We start from the raw sequence: 23,067 nt of genomic DNA, 5'->3' as shown, positions 1-23,067 counted from the left end.
ATGAAAGCACTTGTATTTCCTGGTCAGGGATCACAGTTTGTAGGTATGGGAAAAGAATTATACGATTCCCGTAAAGACATTAAAGATCTGATGGAATCTGCTAACGAAATTTTAGGTTTTGATATTCTTTCCCTGATGTTTAACGGGACAGATGAAGATCTTAAGAAAACGGAGGTTACCCAACCTTCAATATTCATACATTCAGTTGCTGCTTTAAAAGCAGTGAATGGCCTTGGTGCCGAAATGGTTGCAGGGCACTCTTTAGGAGAATTTTCAGCATTGGTTGCCAACGGCGTTTTATCTTTTGATGACGGTTTGAAACTGGTATCTGAAAGAGCAAAGGCAATGCAGGCTGCTTGCGATGCAAACCCAAGTTCTATGGCTGCAATTTTAGGGTTGGATGATGCTAAAGTAGAAGAAATCTGCGCATCAATCAGCGGAGTTGTTGTTCCTGCAAATTACAACTGTCCCGGGCAATTGGTAATTTCTGGTGAAACTGTTGCTGTAGAAGAAGCTTGTGTCAAATTAAAAGAAGCTGGTGCAAAAAGAGCGCTATTGCTTCCTGTAAACGGAGCTTTCCATTCACCATTAATGCAACCTGCACAAGAAAGATTGGCTGCTGCAATTGAGAATACCAAATTCAGAAAGGCGACTATTCCTGTTTATCAAAATATTACAACAACTGCCGTTACAGATCCGGATCAGATTAAAGCTAATCTTATTTCTCAACTAACAGGACCTGTAAAATGGACGCAGTCTGTTCAGAATATGATTAAAGACGGAGCTACAAATTTTGTAGAAGTAGGTCCTGGAAAAACACTTCAGGGATTAATCAAGAAAATTGATAGCGCAGTAGCATCTACTTCTGCCATCTAAAAACATAAAAATGGGCGAAATCTATTCACCGGGAAAGCTTATGCTTACTTCAGAATATTTCGCTGTAGACGGAGCTCTTGTCTTAGCGGTACCCACAAAGCTAGGACAAGAGTTTTTTTTTGAAGAAAAGCAAGACGGAAAATCTATTATTTTCTGGGAAGCCTATCATCAGAACAAATTATGGCTAAAGGCTGTCATTGATTATAAAACATGGCAGGTTTTAGAAACCAATATCGATCAAAGCGCAGAGTTTATTCTTAAAACTCTTAAAAATGTTCAGAGTCTTTCTGGAACTAAGTTTAAAAGCACCGATACTTACCATTTAAAAACAAATCTCCAGTTTCCTTCAGATTATGGCTTGGGAAGCAGTTCTACCTTAATGAACAATCTTGCAGAATGGTCAGATATTGATCCTTTCCATTTAAATTCAATCAGTCTGGGTGGAAGCGGATACGACATTGCAGTTGCCAATGCAAAATCTGCGGTGTTGTTTCAGAACAAGCCTGAAATACATTTTGAGAAGATAAAGTTTAATCCGAATTTTAAAAATGAACTGATTTTTATTCACCTCAATCAGAAGCAAGACAGCCGTGAAGCAATTCAACTTTACAGGTCAAAAGTAAAGTCTCAAATTATAGTAGATGAATTTTCTAATCTCACAAGAAATATTTTGTTATGTAATGAATTGGAAAATTTTTCTGAACTAATGATGATACATGAGCAAAAAATTTCAGATTTTATTGAAATTCCGACAGTTAAGTCGAGGTTTTTCTCAGATTGTCCGAGTTTTGTCAAAAGTTTAGGAGCTTGGGGTGGAGATTTTGTAATGAGCTCAAAATTTGCAGGGTTTAAGGACTATTTTTGGGGAAAAGGTTTTACTACTGTTTTTGAGTGGAATGACTTAATTGATTGTTAATCAGGTTTTTATATATTCCATTTTTTATTTGTCATTTTCGCTTATATGTTTATATTTATCCACGTTTAACAATTTGTTAATATTCATGATGTTAAACAGACAAAAAGAAAAAGAAAATATAAGTAAAATGAAAAACGCTAAAATCGTCCAGGATTTACAAAAATTAGGGATTAAAGGAGATTACGAATTAATTTATAATCCTTCATACGAAGAGTTATATCAAGCGGAAGTTTCAACTGAAAATCAGGGTTTTGAAAAAGCTGAACTTACAGAATCTGGCGCAGTTTCTGTAAAAACAGGAGTTTTCACTGGCCGTTCGCCTAAAGACAGGTATATTGTTCAGGATGATGTTACGAAAGATACTATTTTCTGGGATGGTAAAGTAAATTTACCTACAACACCTGAAATTTTCGAATCATGTAAAGATTTGGTATTGACTCAGCTTTCTGACGCAAAAAAGATTTACGTAGTAGATACTTTTTGTGGAACAAATGCTGACACAAGATTAAAAGTAAGATTTATCGTTGAAGTTGCTTGGCAGGCGCATTTCGTTACGAATATGTTCATCCGTCCTTCTCATTTTGAGTTAGAAAACTTTGGAGAGCCTGATTTCACAGTAATCAACGGATCAAAAACTACAAATCCTAACTGGGAAGCTCAGGAACTGAATTCTGAAAACTTTGTAATGTTTAACCTTACTGAAAAACTTCAGATTATTGGAGGAACCTGGTATGGTGGTGAAATGAAAAAGGGAATGTTTGCAATGATGAATTATTACCTTCCACTAAAAGGAATGGCATCAATGCACTGTTCTGCAAATGTAGGAGAAGAAGGAGATGTAGCGTTATTCTTCGGACTTTCAGGAACAGGAAAAACGACTTTATCTGCAGATCCTAAAAGATATTTAATTGGTGATGATGAGCACGGTTGGGATAACAACGGAGTTTTCAATTACGAAGGTGGCTGTTATGCCAAAGTAATCGATTTGTCAGCAGAAAAAGAACCGGATATTTTCAGAGCTATAAAAAGAGATGCACTTCTTGAAAACGTTGTAGTACACGACGGTGTTGCTGATTATACAGACGGATCTATCACTGAAAACACAAGAGTTTCTTACCCAATCTACCATATCAACAAAATTGTTTTACCGTCTAAAGCAGGTCACGCAAGTAAGATCGTTTATCTTTCTGCTGATGCTTTTGGAGTATTGCCTCCGGTTTCCATTTTAGATGAAAATCAGGCTCAATATCACTTCCTTTGTGGATATACTTCAAAATTAGCTGGTACTGAAAGAGGAATTACAGAACCGGAACCATCTTTTTCGCCTGCATTTGGGGAAGCCTTCTTAACGTTACACCCTACAATGTATTCTAAAACATTGATCGGTAAAATGAAAGAACACGGTGCAAAAGCTTATTTGGTAAACACGGGATGGAACGGTACCGGAAAAAGAATTTCATTAAAAGATACAAGAGCAATCATTGACTCTATCATTGATGGATCAATTGAAAAAGCTGAAAAAACAACAATCCCTGTAATGAATTTAGAAATTCCGACTTCATTGCCGAATGTTTCTGAAGGAATTTTGGATCCTAGAGATACATACAGCGATGTTGCAGAATGGGAAGAAAAAGCAAAAGATCTTGCTGCAAAATATATCAAAAACTTCGAGCAGTACTGCGGTAATGACGAAGCCAAAAAGCTGATTGCCTCTGGTCCTCAATTGCAGGAACAGACCATTTAGAAATAGTGAAGAGCCTCATCAATTGATGAGGCTTTTTTATTTTAATATTCTATTAAAAATCTGCGTAATCCGTTTTATCTGCGAGAGCAAAAGTAACAGAACTATTTTACACAATCATCTGTAAAAATCTTCGGAGTTACTTCAAGCTTAATATTGCCAATCTATATCCCTCCATTCCAAAACCGGACAAAACCGCATCTGTGCAAGCTGCCGTTACAGATTTCTGCCTAAATTCTTCTCTTTTGTAAATATTGCTGATGTGAACTTCTACTTTCGGTTTTTGAATATTCTTTAAACAGTCTGCAATTGCATAAGAATAATGCGTGAATGCTCCGGGATTAATTACAACGGCGTCAAAATCATCTTCCTGAAGTCTGTTAATCAATTCGCCTTCAATATTCGACTGATAATAATTCAATTCATGAGAAGTAAATTCAGACTTTAGTTTTTCTAAATAATCTTCCATTGAAACACTCCCGTAAATTTCGGGTTCTCTCGTGCCTAAAAGATTCAGATTAGGGCCATTTATAATTAAAACTTTCATAGTATAAATTTAGAAAGTTTTTTCAATAAGTCTGAATATTTCTATTTTAAATAATTTTCCGAATTACATTATTTTTAATGATATTTATCATATTTATGAATTTGATAATTTGTATAACTCTCTATTTTAGTGTTTTTTAAAAATTAATTAAGTTAATTTTTGCTAATAATTAATCCCAAATCATAAAGTCTACTTGTTTTGTAGACTAATTGTTTTTAGATTTGCAAACATATTTCGATCGGCTTATAAAGAAAGATGGAGGGAACTGACCTTGTGAAGTCTTAACAACCTGCTCTTTGCAAGGTGTTACATTCAGCCTTTAAAGGAAAAATAAGCAATTGGTTAGTCGTATTTATCGATGCCCTTTGCTGTCTTTTCTGCAAAGGGTTAATTTTTAAAATTTGATAAATGAAATGAGTTATGATTAACAAAAATTTAATTAATTCTAAAGCTTGGATTCCACCTGTTGCAGTATTTTTCTTAGGAATAATCAACATCAATGGTCAGGAAGCAAAAAAAGATACACTTCGCGAACAAGATATAGATGAAGTAGTAGTTGTCGCTTACGGAAAAGCGAAAAAAACAAGTTACACAGGTTCTGTGGCAACAATTTCTAGTGAAAAAATAAACAACAGACCCGTTACCAATATTACCAAAGCTTTGGAAGGACAGGTTCCAGGTCTTCAGGCGGTAAGTGCTTCTGGACAACCAGGTGCAACGGCATCTATTCGTATTCGTGGAATTGGCTCGGTGAGTGCTTCAAGTAATCCTTTGTTTGTGGTAGACGGAATTCCTTTTGACGGGAATATCAACTCGATAAGTCCCAATGATATTGAATCGATCAGTGTTTTGAAAGATGCGACGGCAAGTTCACTCTATGGTTCAAGAGCAGCCAACGGAGTAATAATTATTACGACAAAATCCGGAAAAAAGGGGGAAGCAAAAGTAAATTTCAATATCAGTCAGGGTTTTTCTACCAGAGCGGTTAAAGATTACGAGCAGGTAAATACAGACCAGTATTTTCAATTGTATTGGGAAGCTTTGAGAAATGGCTATAAATCAAGTCAGGTTACTTCTCAACAGGCGGCACAAATGGCGAGTGATGCTTTGGTTTCTGGAAGCAATGGTTTAGGAATAAATCCATACGGATCAAATTATGCAAAACCTGTAGGAACTGACGGTAAGCTTTTACCTGGAGCTACTGCTTTATGGAACGATGATTGGAGAGATATTCTTCAGAGGGTGGCAGCAAGAAGTCAGGTAGATTTAGATTTCAGTGGAGGGAGTGAAAAAAGCAATTATTATTTTTCATTAGGATATCTTGATGATAAAGGAATCGCAATTGGATCAGGCTTTACGAAATACAGTACAAGACTTAAAATCAATTCTGAAGTCAAAAAATGGTTAAATGTTGGGGCTAATTTAAGTTATACCAACAGTCTTCAGGAAGCACCGCCTTCATCAGATTCCAGAACGGATAATATCATTAATGCGGCAAGAGTAATTCCTTCTTTTTATCCTTATTATGAAAGAAATGCAGACGGAAGTCACAGGTTAGATGCGAACGGAAATTATATTTACGACTTTGGAAAATACCGTCCTACAAGTGCTTTACAGAATCAAAATGCTGCAGCAACGTTGCCTTTAGATAAAAATGAAAACCGTGAAGATAACTTTTCAGGAAAAGGATTTTTAGATTTTACTTTCTTACCGGAATTAAAGTTTAAATCAAGTTTCTCTGTTGATTTGGTTAATTATAATGGTCATTTTTATACAAATCCTTTATTGGGAGAGGGAAGTGAAATTGGCGGTTCGGTAACAAAAACAAATTCCAGAACACTTTCTTATACGACAAGTAATATTTTGACTTTTGATAAAAAAATCAACCAGCATCACTTTAATATTTTAGCCGGACAGGAATTTTATCATTACGAATTTCAAACCATCTCAGGAAGCAGAAGCCAATTTTCACTTCCATATTATTACGAACCAGATGCGGCAGCTTTGTTAGGCGGATTTAGTGGAAACAGTGACAAATTAGGACTTTTAAGTTATTTAGGAAAAGTGGAATATGATTTTAAAAATAAATATTTCGTTTCCGGATCGGTAAGAGCAGATGGTTCTTCGAGATTTTCACCTGAAAACAGATGGGGAACTTTCTGGTCAGTGGGTGGCTCATGGAAAGCTTCGAGTGAAAATTTCATTAAAGATTTAAATATTTTCGATCAGTTGACGCTTCGTGCAAGTTATGGTGGCCAGGGAAATGATAAATTGAGTACATATTACGCATATCAAAGTTTGTACACATTTTATAACAATCTTGGTGAAGGCGGTACGGTTGCAAGCAGACTTCCTACTCCGGATCTGAAATGGGAAACGAATCTTAACCTGAATGTAGGATTAGAATTTGCCATTTTGAAAAACAGAATTAAAGGAAATGTAGAATATTTCCAACGTCAGAGTAAAGATCTTTTGTTTGATATGCCTTTGGCTCCTTCCGTTGGTTTTAGCGGTTATCAGGCGAATATCGGTGAATTAAAAAATACAGGTTTTGAATTTTCTCTATTTACAACGCCTGTTAAAACTGATGATTTCGAATGGAATGTTGATATGAATCTAAGTACTTTAAACAATAAAATCACCAAACTTCCGAAAGGTTCTATCGTGAGCGGGACAAAACTATTACAGGTTGGAGGTTCTATTTATGATTTCTTCATTCCTGAATGGATGGGAGTTGACCCGAGCAACGGAAATCCGCTTTGGAAAACAATTACAACTGATGCAAACGGAAATACAGTAGAAGGAACAACTTCTGAGTATGCAAAAGCTACAAAAACTTTGCAGGGATCTTCGTTGCCTAAAGTAATGGGTGGTCTTACAACTAGCATCAGATATAAAGATTTTGATTTTTCAGGATTATTGACTTTCAGTTTGGGTGGGAAAATTCTGGATAACGATTACACGATGTTGATGCATAACGGAAGTGCAGCAGGAAGAGCATGGAGCTCTGAAATGTTAAACCGATGGACTCCTGAAAATACCAATACAGATGTTCCCGCTTTAAGTACAACAACCAATAACTGGACTTCAGCTTCGTCAAGATTTTTGTATTCTGGAACATACGCAAGAATTAAAAATGTAAGCTTGGGATACACGCTTCCTTCAGATTATTTTGAAAGAATAGGATTGAAAAAACTCAGAGTTTACGTTCAGGCAGAAAATCTTTTCACATTCTACAAACATAAAGGAATGGATCCTGAGCAGACCTTAGATGGAACAACTTACTACAGATATCCTGCAATGAGAACGGTAACTTTTGGTGTGCAGGCTACTCTTTAAAATATTTGAAATTTAAACAATGAAATCGCCATGATTTGGGAACACAAACACTGATGAAGATGGCACGATTCCATAACCTGTCCCGACCATTCGGGATGACCTTAAAAAACAATAAATTCTACATATGAAAAAATTAAAACATATATCTTTTGCTTTAATTGCTGCCATTTCCCTGATCAGTTGTGAAAATGACTTGGAAACAGCTCCAACGAACCAAGCAGATGAAGCAGAAATTTTTAAGACTGCCGAAAGTGCCGAAACAGTGATCAACGGAACCTGGGCAAAATTTAATGATGACGGAACAACTTATGCCAACATCGGATATTCAACGGTTTTAAGAACGAGCGATGCAATGGGAAGTGATGTTGCTGTTTTAACTAACAAATATGGTTTTCCATCGGCTTATGCTTTCACTGATTTGGTGAATAATACGGGAGGTAGATCACTTTATATCTGGACTTCTTTGTATTCTGTTATCAATAATATGAATAATGTGATTGCTAGAATTGATGCAGCAGAAGGTACGCCGGAAAAGAAAAATCAGGTGAAAGGCCAGGCAAAGGCTTTACGCGCTTTCTGTTATTGGAATCTTGCCAGTTTCTATCAGTTCAGTTATTTGAAAGATAAAAATGCACCAACGGCTCCAATTTATACAGAACCTGCAACTACCAATTCTGTAGGGAAGAAAAAAGCGACTCTTGAAGAAATTTATACTTTAATTAAAAGTGATTTGACAGACGCTGATCAGTTGCTTCAAAATTATACAAGAAATAATAAAGATAAAATCGACCGTTCTGTAGTCAACGGGCTTTTAGCAAGAGTTTATTTAAACACTGGCGAATGGACAAACGCAATCGCTTCTGCCAAAATTGCAAGAACGGGATTTCCTTTAATGAATACCGAAAAATATAAAGAAGGTTTCAATGACATCTCCAACGGAGAATGGATTTGGGGACATGCTCAAACTCAGGAACAGTCTGGTGAAAGCTATGCATTCCACTTTTTAGATGTTTCATCTTCGGGAAGTTATTATTACAGTTTTATGGCGGATCCTTATTTTAAAGATTTGTTTGATACGAATGATATCCGTTCTTCATTATTTTCATGGGACGGATTACCAGGAAGAGAAGGGCTTTTGAGATATGCTAAATTTAAGTTTAAAGCTAATTTAATTGCCGATATCGTTTTCATGAGAGCTGCAGAAATGTATTTAATTGAGGCGGAAGCTGAAGCAAGAAGCGGAAATGTTGCCAATGCTGTTACAGTTTTAAACCAGTTAAAAATAGCAAGAAAAGCTAATGTTTATACTGGTTCTCTTGCACAGAATGATGTCATCAAAGAAGTGTTGATTGAAAGAAGAAAAGAGCTTTTCGGAGAAGGTTTTTCTCTGTCAGACATCATCAGAACACAAGGTAAAGTAGAAAGAAAAGCTTTTGTAAACACAAACGGGCAACCGATTCAGGTACAGATCACAACTCCGGATGGTACCGTGAAGACCGTTAATGGAAGAGGACATTCTATATTTGCTTTTCCAGATCAATCGGCTTTTGCACCCAACAGCAGATATTATTTGTTTTCAATTCCGCAGAAGGAAATTGAGAACAATCCAAATTTATAGTTTTGATTTTATTTTGGAGTCTTTGTAGCAATGCAAAGGCTCTTTTTTTTAATTTAAAATATAAAAAACACATTCTAAAAAAAGCTAACTTTGAAAGGCTTTCACCAAAGAAAGCTTAATTTTATGAAGCAAGAAATCGAAAATAAACTCATCGACAAGAATACCAAACCTACAAGCATGAGGATTTTGGTGTACGATTTTTTAAGCTCACAAGAGACCGCTTTATCTTTGTCTGAAATCGAAAATTATTTTGAAAATGCAGATCGCACAACGATTTACCGAACTTTAAAAACATTTGAAGAAAAAGGAATAGTTCACAGCATTCAGGAAAATACAACAACAAAATACAAGCTTTGTAATGACGACTGTGACGAAAAAACGCATAAAGACTGGCATCTCCATTTCTATTGTAAAATCTGCAAACAGACAACCTGCAAAGAAGATGTTTCTTTCCCGCAAAGTATGAAAACCAACTTCAGAATTGATGAAATAAGACTTTTTGCGAAAGGGATTTGCGAAAACTGTCTCGAAAGTTTGCAATAGTATTGCATTCGTATGAGCACTACATTTGTTAAAAATTATTTGTTATGGAAGAATGTTGCAGTACAAAATCTAAAAAAGAGCACAACCACGAAGGTCACGATCATGATCATTCTCATGAGGTTCAAGATAAATCAACGCTTCAGCTTTTTTTGCCCGCAGTTGTGTCATTTGCTTTGCTATTGATTGGAATTACGTTTGATAATTTCATTGAAAACAATTGGTTTAATGGTTGGCTTCGCCTCGTTTGGTATTTGGTTGCCTACATTCCTGTAGGACTTCCTGTTTTAAAAGAAGCGTATGAAAGTATTATTAAGGGCGATGTTTTCTCAGAATTTTTCTTAATGGGAATTGCTACCATCGGTGCGTTTGCGATTGGGGAATATCCTGAAGGTGTTGCCGTAATGCTGTTTTATTCGGTAGGTGAAGTTTTTCAGGCAATGGCGGTTAATAGAGCTAAAACCAATATTAAATCTCTTCTCGATCAGCGTCCCGATGAGGTAACTATTTTAAAAGATGGACAGCCACAAACCGTAAAAGCCGAAAAAGTAAATATTGGAGAAATCATTCAGCTAAAATCTGGAGAAAAATTGGGATTAGACGGAGAATTGCTTTCTGAAAAAGCTTCTTTCAACACGGCTGCACTCACCGGAGAAAGTAAACCCGATACAAAAACAAAAGGCGAAACAGTTTTGGCCGGAATGATTAATCTGAACACCGTAAGTCAGGTGAAAGTGACGACTGCTTATAAAGATAGTAAGTTGAGTAAAATCTTAGAATTGGTTCAGAATGCGACATCGCAAAAAGCTCCGACAGAATTATTCATCAGAAAATTTGCTAAAATTTACACACCGATTGTAGTTTTCCTTGCGATTGGAATCACTTTCTTACCCTACTTTTTTGTTGATGATTATCAGTTTAAAGCGTGGTTATATAAAGCTTTAGTTTTTCTGGTGATTTCTTGTCCGTGTGCATTAGTGATTTCTATTCCGTTGGGTTATTTTGGTGGAATTGGAGCGGGAAGCAGAAATGGAATTTTATTTAAAGGAAGTAATTTTTTAGATGTTTTGGCGAATGTTCAGAATGTAGTGATGGATAAAACCGGAACCATGACGGAAGGTGTGTTCAAAGTTCAGGAAGTAAACTTCGGGAGCGAATTTAATAAAGATGAAATTTTAAAACTCGTCAATGCGCTCGAAAGTCAAAGTACACATCCTGTTGCAACGGCAATTCACAATTATGCAGGAGAAATAGACCATTCTATTCAACTGGAAAATGTAGAAGAGATCGCAGGTCAAGGGCTGAAAGCAACTATTAACGGAAAAGAATTACTGGTTGGGAACTTTAAATTAATAGATAAATTCAACATCAGTTACGATATAAAAACCGACAATATAGTTTATACTTTAATTGCGGTGGCATATGATAAAAAGTTTGTAGGGTATCTTACCATTGCAGATTCCATCAAAGAAGATGCGCAATTAACGATTAATAAATTGAAAGCATTAAATGTAAAAACCACAATGTTGAGTGGTGATAAAACTTCTGTTGTACAATTTGTTGCAAATGAACTGGGAATTCAAAATGCTTTCGGAGACTTACTTCCTGAAGATAAAGTAAATAAAGTAAAAGAACTGAAAGCGAAAAATGAAACCGTTGCTTTTGTCGGAGACGGAGTAAATGACGCACCGGTTGTAGCTTTAAGCGATGTCGGAATCGCAATGGGCGGATTGGGAAGCGATGCTACAATTGAAACCGCAGATGTTGTCATTCAGGATGATAAACCAAGCAAAATCCCAATGGCAATCAATATTGGGAAGCAAACTAAAAAGATAGTTTGGCAAAATATTATCCTTGCATTTACAGTAAAAGCAATTGTTCTGGTTCTCGGAGCAGGAGGTTTGGCAACGATGTGGGAAGCTGTTTTTGCAGACGTTGGAGTTGCGTTAATCGCCATTTTGAATGCGGTGAGAATTCAAAAAATGAAATTTTAATAATGCTGGAAGACGGAAGCTGGATGTTGGACGTTTTACAAATAAACTACAAAAGGTTCTAATAATTATCAATAGAGGTGGGCTTTAGCCCGCCTTACAAATTGAAAATTCAATGGCTTTAGCCAAAACTTAAATATTTTCGCATGATATTTCAAACATCTGCGCAAATCCGTGCAATCTGCGGGAATTTTAATTTAGATAATTACCCTCATCAAAAATTTCCATCTTCCAACATCCCGCTTCCAAGCTTAAAAACTGACTTTCATCATAAATCATCCGTCAACTCAATTTTCTACACTATATTTGTGGTAAAGATTTGATGCTTGAAGTTTTTCTTATCCTTTTTCATCGTTTTTACCATTGCAATTCGTCCTGTTTTGCCCATGTTAAATTATGTGATTAATTATGATTACATTGTGAAAAACCTTTGTGAGAACAGAAAAATTACAGAATCTGATTGTAAAGGAAAGTGTTTTGTAAAAAAAGAATTAGCAAAAACAGAAAAGGAATCTAATAATGCACAAAATATTAAGATTGCCGGGTTAGATGTTTTTCTATCTCATGACATTCTATCTTTTTCGAATATCAGTACAGCTGATTTAAAAGCAGAAAAGCCCAATTCAAATCATATTCAATTACATTCTTCAGAATATTTTTCCCGAATATTCCATCCTCCTTTAGTTTAATTTTTTTATACCTGAACTTTTAGTTTTGATTTTTATCAAGGCTTATATTCATATTAATTAAACTTAATTTTAAATTCTATTTATGAAATCTAAAGTTATCTTAACAGCATTTTTGTCTGTTTCATTATTCGCCTGTGCGCAGGAAACAGCTAAAGTAAAGCATAAAAAGAAAAATATTCCTACGAAAACCACTGCTCAAAAAGTGAAATTTGCCAATGCTATCGATCCAATTTGTGAAATGAAAACGGAAGACGATATGAAAGACACGTTAGTTTATAAAGGAAAAACGTACGGTTTTTGCAGTAGCTACTGTAAAGATGAGTTTAAGAAAAATCCTGAGAAGTATGTCCAAAAATAAAAAGACTGAAAGCTCCGCAAAAAAGAAGATTATTATTCCAATTGCGATTATTGCATTACTGTTTTTAGGAATTGGTGTCGGGATGAGTTATTTTAAAAGCAGCCTTTATACCGTGATGAAAGTTCCGGATTTTGAACTGACTGATCAGAATAATAAAAAGATCACCAACAAAGATATGCTGGGAAAAGTATATTTAGTTGAATTTTTCTTTAGTAAATGTCCTACAATTTGTCCGGTGATGAATACCAATATGAGAGCGATTGAAGATGAAATCAACAATCCCGATTTTGGAATTATCTCAATCAGTATTGATCCTGAAAACGACACGCCTGAATTATTAAAGCAACATGCTCAAAAGATAGGTGCAAAATCTGCAAATTGGCATTTTCTGACAGGAAATCGAACTTATATTGGAAATCTTGCGGATCAATTTGATATCTACGTCGGAGATAAAGAAGATGAAAGTGAAAACCTCAATCACAGCGGAATGATTGCCTTAGTCGATAAAGAAGGAAATATCAGATGCAGATATAATAAAGAAAATATGCCAATTCTCTATTATTCAGGATTGAATTATGAAGACGCAGAAGGAAAAATCCCTAAACTGAATGGGAAATATCATCCTGACAGAGAAATTTTAATTGAAGATATTAAGAAATTATTGAAATAAGGCAGGAAGTTTGAAGTTTGATGCTGGAAGTTGAATAACAGACTGAATAATCATCCATCTTCCAACCACCCCGCTTCCAACTCATAAAAAATTAAATGTTCAACCATATAAACAAAACGTTATGAAGATTTTTAAAGTAGCTGCATTTACGGCAGTTTTTGCGGCGCAATTTGCGTTTGCACAATTCAAGCAGACTCCATTACCGTATGCATACAATGCACTGGAAGGTAATATTGACGCACAAACAATGGAAATTCATTATTCAAAACATGCAGCTGCTTATGTTGCCAATTTAAATAAAGCAATTGCAGGAACTCCGCAGGAGAAGCAGACTTTATTTGAAATTCTTTCAAAAGCAGGAACTTTACCAATGGCGGTAAGAAATAATGCGGGCGGACATTACAATCACGAGTTATTCTGGACAGTTCTTACTCCACAAAAAGATACAAAGCCTTCTGTAAAATTAACAAAAGCGATTACCGATGCTTTCGGAAGTATGGATGCTTTTAAAGAAAAAATGGCTAAAGCAGGAGCAGAGCGTTTCGGGTCTGGTTGGGCTTGGCTTTCTGTGGATAAAAGCGGAAAATTATTCGTTTCTTCAACGCCAAATCAGGATAATCCTTTGATGGATGTTGTGGAAGAAAAAGGAACTCCAATTTTCGGAATTGACGTTTGGGAACACGCCTATTATCTGAAATATCAGAACAAAAGAGCTGATTATTTAACTGCCATTTGGAATGTAACCAACTGGAAAGAAATCAGCAGAAGATATGATGAAGCTCTAAGCAAAAAATAATCTTTTGAATTTAATTTGCAGCATATTTCTCACCTTTTTTACGGTACTCAGACCTCTGATACCGTTGGTGGAGTATGCTGTAAATTATCAATACATCAGCGAAGAGCTTTGTGTCAACACAAAAAATGTTGCACTCAACTGTAACGGAAAATGTTATCTTGCCAAAGAGTTGGCAAAAACGAACGATACAGATTCTTCACCTTTACACAAAACAAAAAATTCTGGGCAGAAATTACTTGATATTTATATTCTTCCTGAAATTATCGCAGTCAATACCACAGAAAAGCCAGTCTTTTCTTATTCAAATTTTCTTTATAAAACAGGCTATTCTTTTCTGTTTTTAAAACACATTTTCAGACCACCGGTTTTTTAGTGCATTATTTTAAATGTTTTGGGCGATCCCCTTTCCATGGCTTTTGCAGCCACTCGGGTCGGGCTGTCCGCTCATATCTTTTTTTAGATTCTTCCTTGCGTCAGAATCCCAAAAAAGGATAACCGCTTCCATCCCTATCGCGATGGGGCATCTCAACATATTTTATCACTAATAATTAAAAATCAAATGAAATCGCCTTTGCTAAAGTTCGAAAGTAAACACTATTTAGGTAGGCGATTGCATATGACCATTAAAAAAATAAGAAACTTTCATATGAAAATTTATAAATTTTTATCATTATTATCTATTGCCTTTACTTTCTTCACTTTTACATCATGTAGAAATAGCGATGAAGACGATTCATCACCGGAAACAAAAGGGAAACTTCAGCTCAAGTTCGAAAACGGGTTTAATAATCTCGGGGATATTGTACTCAATCAGACCACTCAAACTTCTTCAGGCGGACAAAAACATCAGTTTTCAACTTTAAAATACGTCATCAGCAATATCAGTTTGATTGACGAAAATGGAAATGAATTTAAATACAACGAAAATAATCCAGACAAAGGTGCTTTCATTATCAATCAGGAAAAAGCAGTTGCCGGAATTGTGTATCTAGATTTAGATGAAATTCCGAAAAACAATTATAAAAAAATAAAATTCGGATTGGGAATCAGTCAGAATGCTTATTTATTAGGGCAAAACGGACAGGCAGAATTCTGGGAAAAAGCTAAAAAGGAAAGTTTGACCTGGTCTTGGGCTGCAGGTTATATTTTCGTAAAACTAGAAGGGAAATATGGAACAGCTTCTGCCAACACCGAATTTATGAATCACACCGGAAACATGGGAAATGTAACGGCAAACAACACTCCGGATCTTTACCGTGAAGTGACTTTGGATCTTCCGACAACTGCAAGAATTTCAGGAACGATAAAACCTTCAATTCATATTATCGCTGATTTAAACCAATATTTAAGTGGAGAAACTGCTCTAAGCCTTTCATCAACTAATAATATGGCGATGGGTTCTAACCAACATTTGGTGAATGTGACAAATAATTTAACCAAAATGTTTAAAGTAGACCATGTTCACAATGATTAAGAAGATTTTTAAAACAGGGCTGCTTTTAATATCTATTCTAAATTTTATTTCTTGTTCAGATGAGGTGATTCAGCCTTTAGAAAAAGATGAAGTGATAAGTCTTCAGTTTCCGTCTTATTTTCCGGAAATGACTTTCGACCCATCAGAAAATCCTATCACAAAAAATGGAGTAGAGTTGGGTAGAAAATTATTTTATGAAGGTAGATTATCACGTAATAATACGATTTCGTGCGGGTTCTGTCATATTCAGGAAAATGCTTTTACCCATCACGGTCATACGGTAAGTCACGGAATTGATGACAGAATAGGAATCAGAAATGCACCGGCGATTCAGAATATGGTTTTTCTGAAACGGTATATGTGGGATGGCGTGATTCACAATTTAAATGAACAACCGATTATTCCCATTACAGATGTAAACGAAATGGATAGTTCGATGCCTGAAGCGATTTCAAAACTTAGCAAAGATGAGGTTTACAAAAAATTGTTTAAACAGGCTTATGGAGACGAGAATATTACCGGAGAAAAAGTTTTGAAAGCTTTGTCTCAGTTTATGGCTACTTTAATTTCAGGTGATTCAAAATATGATCGTTTTAAACAAGGAAAAGAGAGTTTTAGTTCTGAAGAATCTCAAGGAATGGCTTTGTTTCAACAGAAATGTGCATCGTGTCACAGCGGAGAATTATTTACCGATGAAAGTTTCAGAAATACCGGAATGTATTATAATACTCAATTCAAAGATGCAGGACGACATAGGGTGACGCTTGATCAAAATGACTGGATGAAATTCAGAGTTCCAAGTTTAAGAAATGTAGAATATACCGCACCTTATATGCATGACGGAAGATTTTATACATTGGAAGCAGTGCTCAATTTTTATTCAGATAGTGTAGAAGACAATCCAAATCTAGATTCACAACTGAAACAAAATAATCATATCGGAATCGCGATGAATACTCAGGAAAAACAATTTATTATTACTTTTCTAAAGACTTTATCTGATAAGAATTTTATTACTAATCCAAAGTTTGCGGAATAATTATTTTAACATGAAGAAGATATTTTTAATCATAAGTCTGGTTTTATTTACTTTAAATCAGGCTAAAACAATCAATGACAGTTTATATAATCCAAATGATCTGAGTGAAATTTTATTCAATGAATGTGATGCTTGCGGATGTGCTGCGGGAAATGGATCTTCAGGTTTTGAATCTTTATTGAATCCACAGTTTATTGGTGTTAAATATTTTGCTCAGCATTATAAAGCGAAAGAAAATTTATTTGTCAATGACTTGACACAGGATCAGTATTTCAATACGATTCAGCTTTGGGCGAAAATACCTATAAGTCAAAAATTAAGTGTTTATGCAAGTCTGCCGTTTCATTTTCATGAAAAGAAAACTTTACAGGGCGACATTAATATCAACGGAATCGGAGATTTTAATCTGATGGGAATTTATAAACTGATCAATTCGAAAGATAATAAGCATGAGTTGAATGGTGGAGTAGGTATGAAAGTTCCGCTGGGAAATTTTGATGAAAAAGGTATTTCAGGAGTGAACCCGAGTTTTCAATTGGGAACCGGAAGTTGGGATTATCAGGCAGTTTTGAATTATAGATTTCAAAGAAATAAATTGGCTATACTTCTCAATACCGATTATACGATTAAAACAGAGAACAAAAAACATTATCAGTTTGGAAACCAATGGAATTATTCCGCTACCGGATTTTACCAAATTGTAGGAACTGAGAAAATGATTTTGTCTGCAAAAGCTGGTTTGCAAGGGGAGGTTTATGACCGAAACCGTCAGTATAAAGAAGACCTTCCGAAAACCGCAGGAAGTGCTTTGTATGGAAAATTAGGTTTTGAAGCTTCTTACAAAAAGGTGAGTTTGGGAACAGAATTAATGCTTCCCGCATATACCAATTTGGCAGGAGGAGATATTGAAGCAAAATCCCGATTCAGTGTTTTTATCAATTTTGGTATTTAAAGCTAGCTTAAAATTATTCAAAATAGAATTGTCAAGTCATTTTTTACTCCCTTTAGGGTTGGGGAAAAAGAAAAATGTCTTGGAAATTTCATCAAAATTATTTCTCCAACCCTAAAGGCAGCTTTTTGATGAAATTTAAACAAACTCTTAATTAAAATAGAATTTTAGGCAGAAAGCTACTTTTTAAAGTGAGTTTTTAAGCCTAAAATTCTATTAAGTCCTCATCAGTTTTGGTGAGGACTATTTTTTATGTCCTTTTATATTGGGTAAAAAAGCGGTGATAATTCCCATTAACGGCAAGAATGCACAGATTTTGAAGACATATTCTATACTGGTGTCGTCTGCAACAGCTCCTAATATCGCAGAACCTATTCCGCCCATTCCAAACATAAATCCGAAAAATAAACCAGCAACCAATCCGATTTTATTAGGCATAAGATCTGTAGCGTAAACTAATATTGCAGAAAATGCTGAAGCAATGATCAATCCTATAAAAACGGCAAAGATAATCGTCCAGAATAATAAAAGATAAGGAAGGCAAAGTGTAAACGGTGCAGCTCCTAAAATGGAAATCCAGATAATCTTTTTTCTGCCGTATTTATCTCCCAATTTTCCCCCTAAAATTGTACCTAAGGCAACTGCGGCTAAAAATATGAACAAATAAAGTTGAGAATCTTGTACCGAAACATGGAATTTATCAATCAAAAAGAAGGTAAAATAGTTGGTCATTGAAGCCAGATAAATGTATTTTGAAAACACCAAAGCCAATAAAATACTAATAGAAAATAAAACTTTTTTACGGGATAATTGTATCTCAATGATATCGCTTGGATGTTTCGCTGATTTCTTCAGAGATAATCTTTCAGCATACCAATTTCCGATTTTCCACAATACGATGATTCCGATGAAAGCTGCAATAGCAAACAAACTTACATATCCCTGTCCTAAAGGAAGAATTATTAAGGCAACTAATAAAGGTCCGATTGCACTTCCTGAATTTCCACCGACCTGAAAGATTGATTGTGCCAACCCTTTTTGTCCGCCCGATGCTAATTGTGCAACTCTTGAAGCTTCAGGATGAAAAATAGAAGATCCCATTCCGATTAATGCAACAGAAATTAGAATAACATAATATTGATGAGCAGCCGCTAACAAAAGTAATCCTGCCATTGATAATCCCATACCAATCGCCAAAGATCTTGGATTTGGTTTTTTATCGGTATAAATTCCAACAAATGGTTGTAAAATTGAAGCAGTAAGTTGAAATACCAATGTGATAATTCCGATTTGAGCAAATGATAAACTGAATTCTCCTTTCAGAATCGGATACAAAGAAGGAATGGTAGATTGAATCAGATCATTTAAAAAATGAGAAAAACTGATCATAAAGAGAATTGGATAAACAATTTTTGTAGTGTCAATTGTTTTCGTCGTTATATTTTCCATAGTATTATTTTTATTCATCATATCATCTGATGAATTTTATTAAATTTTTTTTAATAAATCTGATCTACAATTTTTTGAGCAATGCCAGAAGCTTTCTCTGCATCTCCATTTTCTATTGCGTTGAAAAGATCTGTATGTATTTTTTGAGAAATTTTAAATGATTCTGTATTATTATGATGTCTTGTTTCGAAAGAGCTCATGATATGTTTGGTTGCTACTTTATAAATTTCTTTTAAAAGATTGTTACCGCAAGATTCTGCGATAGCTAAGTGAAAATTAATATCTGCCTGATAACATTCTGTTGCCAGATTTTCTTCTGCAAATTGATTTCTGAAATCAAGATATTTTTTAATTGTTTTTAAATCTTCCTCAGTTCGGTTGATCGCTGCCTTTGCTGCAATTTTTGAATCAAGCAGTGAACGTACTTCCTGTACTTCTTCAATCTGTGCTTTATTCATTTGAGAATCTAATGTTTCGTGAGCGTTTTTAGAAACGACAAAAGTTCCCACGCCTTGTTGTACACTAAGAATTCCCTGAATAGATAAAATTTTTATAGCCTCCCGAATACTTGATCGGCCGACTCCATAAATTTTCATAAGTTCAGATTCAATCGGAAGTTTTTCGCCAATAGCATAGTCATCGCTGGATATCCCTTCGATTAATCTATCTGCAACTTCTTGCGCTAAAGTTTTTCTTTGAATCTGCATAGTTAAAACATCATATCATCTGATGAATTGCAAAAGTATAACTTTTAATTTTATATTAGAAGATTTTTATTGATGACTTTTGACCATATTACAAATAAAAAAAGAGATCTCAAAATATGAAATCTCTTTTGTAGCCCGTAGGGGAGTCGAACCCCTCTTACCAGAATGAAAATCTGAGGTCCTAACCGATAGACGAACGGGCCATCTACCAATCTGTAAATAAATTCACAGGGTTAGCTTTTTTGTTTTAATAAGTTTCAACTCTTATTTTAATTACCCGGTTAGTAGTAATTAAGTTTAGTAGCCCGTAGGGGAGTCGAACCCCTCTTACCAGAATGAAAATCTGAGGTCCTAACCGATAGACGAACGGGCCAACTATATAATTACGCTAATTTATTAACGTGCTTAGTCAATTTACTTTTCAAGTTAGCCGCTTTATTTTTGTGGATAATATTTTTCTTAGCTAATTTATCCAATAATGCGATAACTTTAGGCAACTGTTCTGTTGCTGAAGTTTTATTTTCTTCATTTCTTAACACTTTGATTGCTGTTCTAGCAGTCTTGTGGTAATATCTGTTACGAACTTTTCTAACTTCGTTTTGTCTTATTCTTTTAAGTGCTGATTTATGATTAGCCATATCGTTTAAATGTGAGTGCAAATTTATAGACTTTTTCGTTACCCACCAAATTTATTTTTGATTATTTTTAACTTTTTTTAGTTTTCTTCTGAAAGGTACTTTTTAAGCTTGTCTAAGGCTTGTTGTACTTTAATATTTTCAGTTTCTTTCCCTAATTTTGTGATGATGTTTTCCAACATAATCATTGCATTATTCCATTCTCCGGTAGAGTTGGAAAAAGTAAGTCCGTCGATGGTTACTTCAAAAATACTTTTTTCTCCGCTCTTGTAGAGTTTGAAACTAATTTTATCATCCTTGCCTGTAATCCCTTCCGTACTAGTTTTTAAATCATACCCTTTCGGGTTCGAGCGAATTTTATTAAAAAGAAGTTGTGCTTCTTGAATTTTTAAATTCGGCATGATGTAAAATTTGGTAGTCTTGTGAGGCCTGTGTTTATTTACTTTTTTAGAGTAAAGTTTACCGGTTTTTATCCTGTCGACTGATTGCTCAGTCTTTAAACTTCTGCAAAAGTAATGTTTTTCATATTTTAAACAAAATCAAATTTAATTTTGAATGAAAATTTACTGATGTTTAGTTTTACGTGCTTGTTTTTCAGCATGTTTATCTGAAGACATTATTTACAATATTCCCTATTTCCATAAAATCATTATGATTCCCTACCGATCTTTTCTCAGAATTTGTACTGTCGAATTCTGAAAAAGGGAAAATCAGTAAATAATTTTTATCACTCAAATTTTTGTTTAGAAGCTCAGGAATCAATCTCATTTGTGGAATATATGATTTCATTCCTCTTTTTGCCATAAAAATAATAAGGGCTTCATTATCTTTGAGCTGAGCCGCGGTCTCTTCGCCATCTTTCCATCTGCTCATTATGATAAATTCAGCTTCAATATTGGCTTTTTTAATGATCCTCTGTAAAATGTTCAGGATCTCTTCTGAAGCATAAAAGGTAATCGTTGCTCCCGAATTTCTTGCAATATTCCAAACTCTCAGCAAAGCATGAAAAAATCCGGCTTCTTTATGTGCATTTTCAGGAATCATTACTGCATGGTTTTTTATAGTTGCTAAAGGCTGAATGGCATGATAAACCAGAACGTTGACATCATCACGCTGCAGATAACCATTGTAAAGATTGTCTGTAAAAGACGGCGAAAAACCCTTGCTGTCTTCTAATGCGATAATAAGATCGGTGATGTTTTGTTCTTTAATTACATTGTTTACGCCGATGATGACATCGTTGTCATATCTTTTTAAAGGCTGTATTTTCACATCTGCGGCGGCGGCTGTATCGGTAGCTTGATGGAGTAGCTTGTCTGCATTTTTTTCTGAAGATTCATTTTTTTCTTCATTAATAACATTTAAAGCAAATAAATTTTCGGTGTTCGAATGAGCTTTAATTAAAATCCCGAGATTTACCATTCTTTCTACAGTAGATTCATGATTTAAAGCTAAAAGAATATTTTCCTGTTCATGGCTGTTCCCGGAAACTGTTTCTTCATTATCCTGTTCTGCGATCTTCTGAGCACTCGACATGGAAATAAATGATGAAACGGTACATGAAACAAGAATGAGTAAAATACTTCCGTTAAGAATATGTTCGTTTAATAACCTCACAGGTTCGCCGGTTTCTGTTTCTGAAATGATGATATTGTAACCGACCATTACTGAAGCTAATGTTGCTGCTGCGGAAGCGGAACTAAGACCGAAAATAAGTTTTCCTTCTTCTTTAGAAAGTCTGAATGTTTTTTGTGTGGCAATAGCCGAAAGATATTTTCCTCCAATGGACGCAACAAGCATAATGGCTGCAACTTCCAAAGTTTCCCAGCTTTCAAAAAAAACTTTAAAATCGATCAGCATTCCGACGCTTATCAGGAAAAAAGGTATAAATATGGCGTTTCCGACAAATTCTACACGGTTCATCAGCGAAGAAGTATGCGGAATTAGTCTGTTTAAGGCAAGTCCTGCAAAGAATGCTCCGATTATGGCTTCAACTCCGGCTAATTCGGCCAATAAAGCAGCCAAATAAATCATAACCAATACAAAAATATATTGTGAGATTTTATCATCTACTTTCTTGAAAAACCACCTTCCTATCATCGGGAAAATCACCAAAACGATGAGCCCGAAAACAATAAAAGAAACCGACAGTTTTACCCAGAATTCTGTTCCTACATCACCTTGAGACATACCTACAATGATGGCAAGAGCCAATAATGCCAAAACATCTGTAATCATCGTTCCTCCAACGGTTATATTGACTGCCGGGTTTTTTGCGATGCCCAATTTGCTGATCAGCGGATAGGCAATTAAAGTATGAGATGAAAATAAACTGGCAAAAAGTACGGAAGTTAATACCGAAAAATTTAGAATATAATATCCTCCCAAATATCCCAAAACAAAGGGAACGATGAAGGTGAATAACCCGAAAGTAAGGCTTTTCCATTTATTTTTCTTGAAATCTCCCATGTCGATTTCCAGGCCGGCGAGAAACATAATATAAAGCAGCCCGGTGGTACCGGTAACTACAATGCTGCTGTCTCTTGTCAGTACATTAAATCCGTTTGGGCCAATTACTGCACCCGCAATGATTAATCCTAAAAGATGAGGAACTTTTATTTTGTTGAGTAAAAGTGGTGCGGCAAGAATTATGATAAGTACCAAAAGAAACTTCAATACAGGATCTTCAATGGGGAGACTGAGGTTGTGTATGCTTAATAGAATCATCTCTGC

General features: G+C 35.1%; 22 protein-coding genes, 2 tRNA genes and 1 riboswitch. Of the genes, 15 read left to right on the top strand and 9 right to left on the bottom strand.

Annotated features, from left to right (window positions below):
• The 3 genes from fabD to pckA all read left to right on the top strand — a co-directional run bounded on the left by fabD (position 1) and on the right by pckA (position 3,536).
• Positions 1-876: an ACP S-malonyltransferase gene (gene fabD / locus OH814_RS09025; protein WP_076557371.1), complete on the top strand. Its 876-nt coding sequence runs from the start codon at positions 1-3 to the stop codon at positions 874-876.
• Positions 877-886: 10 nt separating this feature from the next.
• Positions 887-1,792 (top strand): GYDIA family GHMP kinase, encoded by a 906-nt coding sequence (locus tag OH814_RS09020; RefSeq protein ID WP_308827934.1) that lies wholly within the window; start codon positions 887-889, stop codon positions 1,790-1,792.
• Positions 1,793-1,919: 127 nt separating this feature from the next.
• On the top strand, positions 1,920-3,536 hold the full coding sequence (gene pckA / locus OH814_RS09015) for a phosphoenolpyruvate carboxykinase (ATP) (RefSeq protein WP_076558025.1): 1,617 nt from the start codon (positions 1,920-1,922) through the stop codon (positions 3,534-3,536).
• Between the two features lie 136 nt (positions 3,537-3,672).
• Here pckA and aroQ read toward each other — a convergent pair whose 3' ends face one another.
• Positions 3,673-4,080 (bottom strand): type II 3-dehydroquinate dehydratase, encoded by a 408-nt coding sequence (aroQ, locus tag OH814_RS09010; protein WP_308827933.1) that lies wholly within the window; start codon positions 4,078-4,080, stop codon positions 3,673-3,675.
• A 240-nt stretch (positions 4,081-4,320) separates the two neighbouring features.
• Positions 4,321-4,417: riboswitch (SAM riboswitch) on the top strand.
• A gap of 83 nt (positions 4,418-4,500) precedes the next feature.
• Between aroQ and OH814_RS09005 the strand changes: the two genes are divergently transcribed.
• The 9 genes from OH814_RS09005 to OH814_RS08965 all read left to right on the top strand — a co-directional run bounded on the left by OH814_RS09005 (position 4,501) and on the right by OH814_RS08965 (position 14,454).
• Positions 4,501-7,419 (top strand): TonB-dependent receptor, encoded by a 2,919-nt coding sequence (locus OH814_RS09005; RefSeq protein ID WP_308827932.1) that lies wholly within the window; start codon positions 4,501-4,503, stop codon positions 7,417-7,419.
• 124 nt (positions 7,420-7,543) lie between these two features.
• Positions 7,544-9,037, top strand: coding sequence for a RagB/SusD family nutrient uptake outer membrane protein (locus OH814_RS09000; RefSeq protein ID WP_308827931.1), 1,494 nt, complete (start codon positions 7,544-7,546; stop codon positions 9,035-9,037).
• A gap of 123 nt (positions 9,038-9,160) precedes the next feature.
• Positions 9,161-9,580: a transcriptional repressor gene (locus tag OH814_RS08995; RefSeq protein ID WP_308827930.1), complete on the top strand. Its 420-nt coding sequence runs from the start codon at positions 9,161-9,163 to the stop codon at positions 9,578-9,580.
• 44 nt (positions 9,581-9,624) lie between these two features.
• The gene (locus tag OH814_RS08990) at positions 9,625-11,571 is read left to right on the top strand and encodes a heavy metal translocating P-type ATPase (protein ID WP_308827929.1); all 1,947 of its coding nucleotides are present in this window, start codon (positions 9,625-9,627) and stop codon (positions 11,569-11,571) included.
• A 323-nt stretch (positions 11,572-11,894) separates the two neighbouring features.
• Entirely contained in the window at positions 11,895-12,257 is a 363-nt protein-coding gene (locus OH814_RS08985) for a hypothetical protein (protein ID WP_308827928.1), read from the top strand.
• 82 nt (positions 12,258-12,339) lie between these two features.
• On the top strand, positions 12,340-12,615 hold the full coding sequence (locus tag OH814_RS08980; RefSeq protein ID WP_308827927.1) for a YHS domain-containing protein: 276 nt from the start codon (positions 12,340-12,342) through the stop codon (positions 12,613-12,615).
• Positions 12,602-13,285 carry an SCO family protein gene (locus OH814_RS08975; RefSeq protein ID WP_308827926.1) on the top strand — a complete coding sequence of 228 codons (684 nt, stop codon included), beginning with the start codon at positions 12,602-12,604 and terminating at the stop codon, positions 13,283-13,285. The genes OH814_RS08980 and OH814_RS08975 overlap by 14 nt, the downstream gene beginning before the upstream one ends.
• Before the next feature lie 121 nt (positions 13,286-13,406).
• Positions 13,407-14,081: a superoxide dismutase gene (locus OH814_RS08970; RefSeq protein ID WP_308827925.1), complete on the top strand. Its 675-nt coding sequence runs from the start codon at positions 13,407-13,409 to the stop codon at positions 14,079-14,081.
• 4 nt (positions 14,082-14,085) lie between these two features.
• On the top strand, positions 14,086-14,454 hold the full coding sequence (locus OH814_RS08965; protein WP_308827924.1) for a hypothetical protein: 369 nt from the start codon (positions 14,086-14,088) through the stop codon (positions 14,452-14,454).
• Positions 14,455-14,463: 9 nt separating this feature from the next.
• Here the strand turns inward: OH814_RS08965 and OH814_RS08960 are convergent, their stop codons facing one another.
• Positions 14,464-14,613 carry a hypothetical protein gene (locus tag OH814_RS08960; protein WP_308827923.1) on the bottom strand — a complete coding sequence of 50 codons (150 nt, stop codon included), beginning with the start codon at positions 14,611-14,613 and terminating at the stop codon, positions 14,464-14,466.
• A 114-nt stretch (positions 14,614-14,727) separates the two neighbouring features.
• On the opposite strand from OH814_RS08960, the gene OH814_RS08955 reads away from it, so the two are divergent.
• Genes OH814_RS08955 through OH814_RS08945 form a run of 3 tightly spaced genes read left to right on the top strand, consistent with a single transcriptional unit; the run spans position 14,728 to position 17,546 of the window.
• The gene (locus OH814_RS08955; RefSeq protein WP_308827922.1) at positions 14,728-15,555 is read left to right on the top strand and encodes an MbnP family protein; all 828 of its coding nucleotides are present in this window, start codon (positions 14,728-14,730) and stop codon (positions 15,553-15,555) included.
• Positions 15,548-16,594 (top strand): cytochrome c peroxidase, encoded by a 1,047-nt coding sequence (locus tag OH814_RS08950; RefSeq protein ID WP_308827921.1) that lies wholly within the window; start codon positions 15,548-15,550, stop codon positions 16,592-16,594. The genes OH814_RS08955 and OH814_RS08950 overlap by 8 nt, the downstream gene beginning before the upstream one ends.
• A 10-nt stretch (positions 16,595-16,604) precedes the next feature.
• Complete coding sequence (locus OH814_RS08945) at positions 16,605-17,546, top strand: transporter (protein WP_308827920.1); 942 nt, start codon at positions 16,605-16,607, stop codon at positions 17,544-17,546.
• 240 nt (positions 17,547-17,786) lie between these two features.
• Here the strand turns inward: OH814_RS08945 and OH814_RS08940 are convergent, their stop codons facing one another.
• The 7 genes from OH814_RS08940 to OH814_RS08910 all read right to left on the bottom strand — a co-directional run bounded on the left by OH814_RS08940 (position 17,787) and on the right by OH814_RS08910 (position 23,061).
• Positions 17,787-18,992 carry an MFS transporter gene (locus OH814_RS08940; protein ID WP_308827919.1) on the bottom strand — a complete coding sequence of 402 codons (1,206 nt, stop codon included), beginning with the start codon at positions 18,990-18,992 and terminating at the stop codon, positions 17,787-17,789.
• A gap of 50 nt (positions 18,993-19,042) precedes the next feature.
• On the bottom strand, positions 19,043-19,699 hold the full coding sequence (locus tag OH814_RS08935) for a FadR/GntR family transcriptional regulator (protein ID WP_308827918.1): 657 nt from the start codon (positions 19,697-19,699) through the stop codon (positions 19,043-19,045).
• A gap of 131 nt (positions 19,700-19,830) precedes the next feature.
• Positions 19,831-19,902, bottom strand: a tRNA-Glu gene (locus OH814_RS08930).
• Between the two features lie 98 nt (positions 19,903-20,000).
• Positions 20,001-20,072, bottom strand: a tRNA-Glu gene (locus tag OH814_RS08925).
• A 10-nt stretch (positions 20,073-20,082) separates the two neighbouring features.
• Positions 20,083-20,337: a 30S ribosomal protein S20 gene (rpsT, locus tag OH814_RS08920; protein WP_076557400.1), complete on the bottom strand. Its 255-nt coding sequence runs from the start codon at positions 20,335-20,337 to the stop codon at positions 20,083-20,085.
• 77 nt (positions 20,338-20,414) lie between these two features.
• Positions 20,415-20,735, bottom strand: coding sequence for a hypothetical protein (locus OH814_RS08915; protein WP_076557402.1), 321 nt, complete (start codon positions 20,733-20,735; stop codon positions 20,415-20,417).
• 202 nt (positions 20,736-20,937) lie between these two features.
• Positions 20,938-23,061, bottom strand: a complete 2,124-nt coding sequence (locus OH814_RS08910) for a cation:proton antiporter (protein ID WP_308827917.1) — start codon at positions 23,059-23,061, stop codon at positions 20,938-20,940.
• Positions 23,062-23,067: the final 6 nt, after the last annotated feature.

Origin of the sequence: Chryseobacterium sp. CFS15 (assembly GCF_031118795.1) — a bacterium.
In the GTDB taxonomy this organism is placed as follows: Bacteria; Bacteroidota; Bacteroidia; order Flavobacteriales; family Weeksellaceae; genus Chryseobacterium; species Chryseobacterium indoltheticum.
Note: the sequence above shows the minus strand (reverse complement) of the source record. Positions and strands in the feature narration are given on the sequence as shown.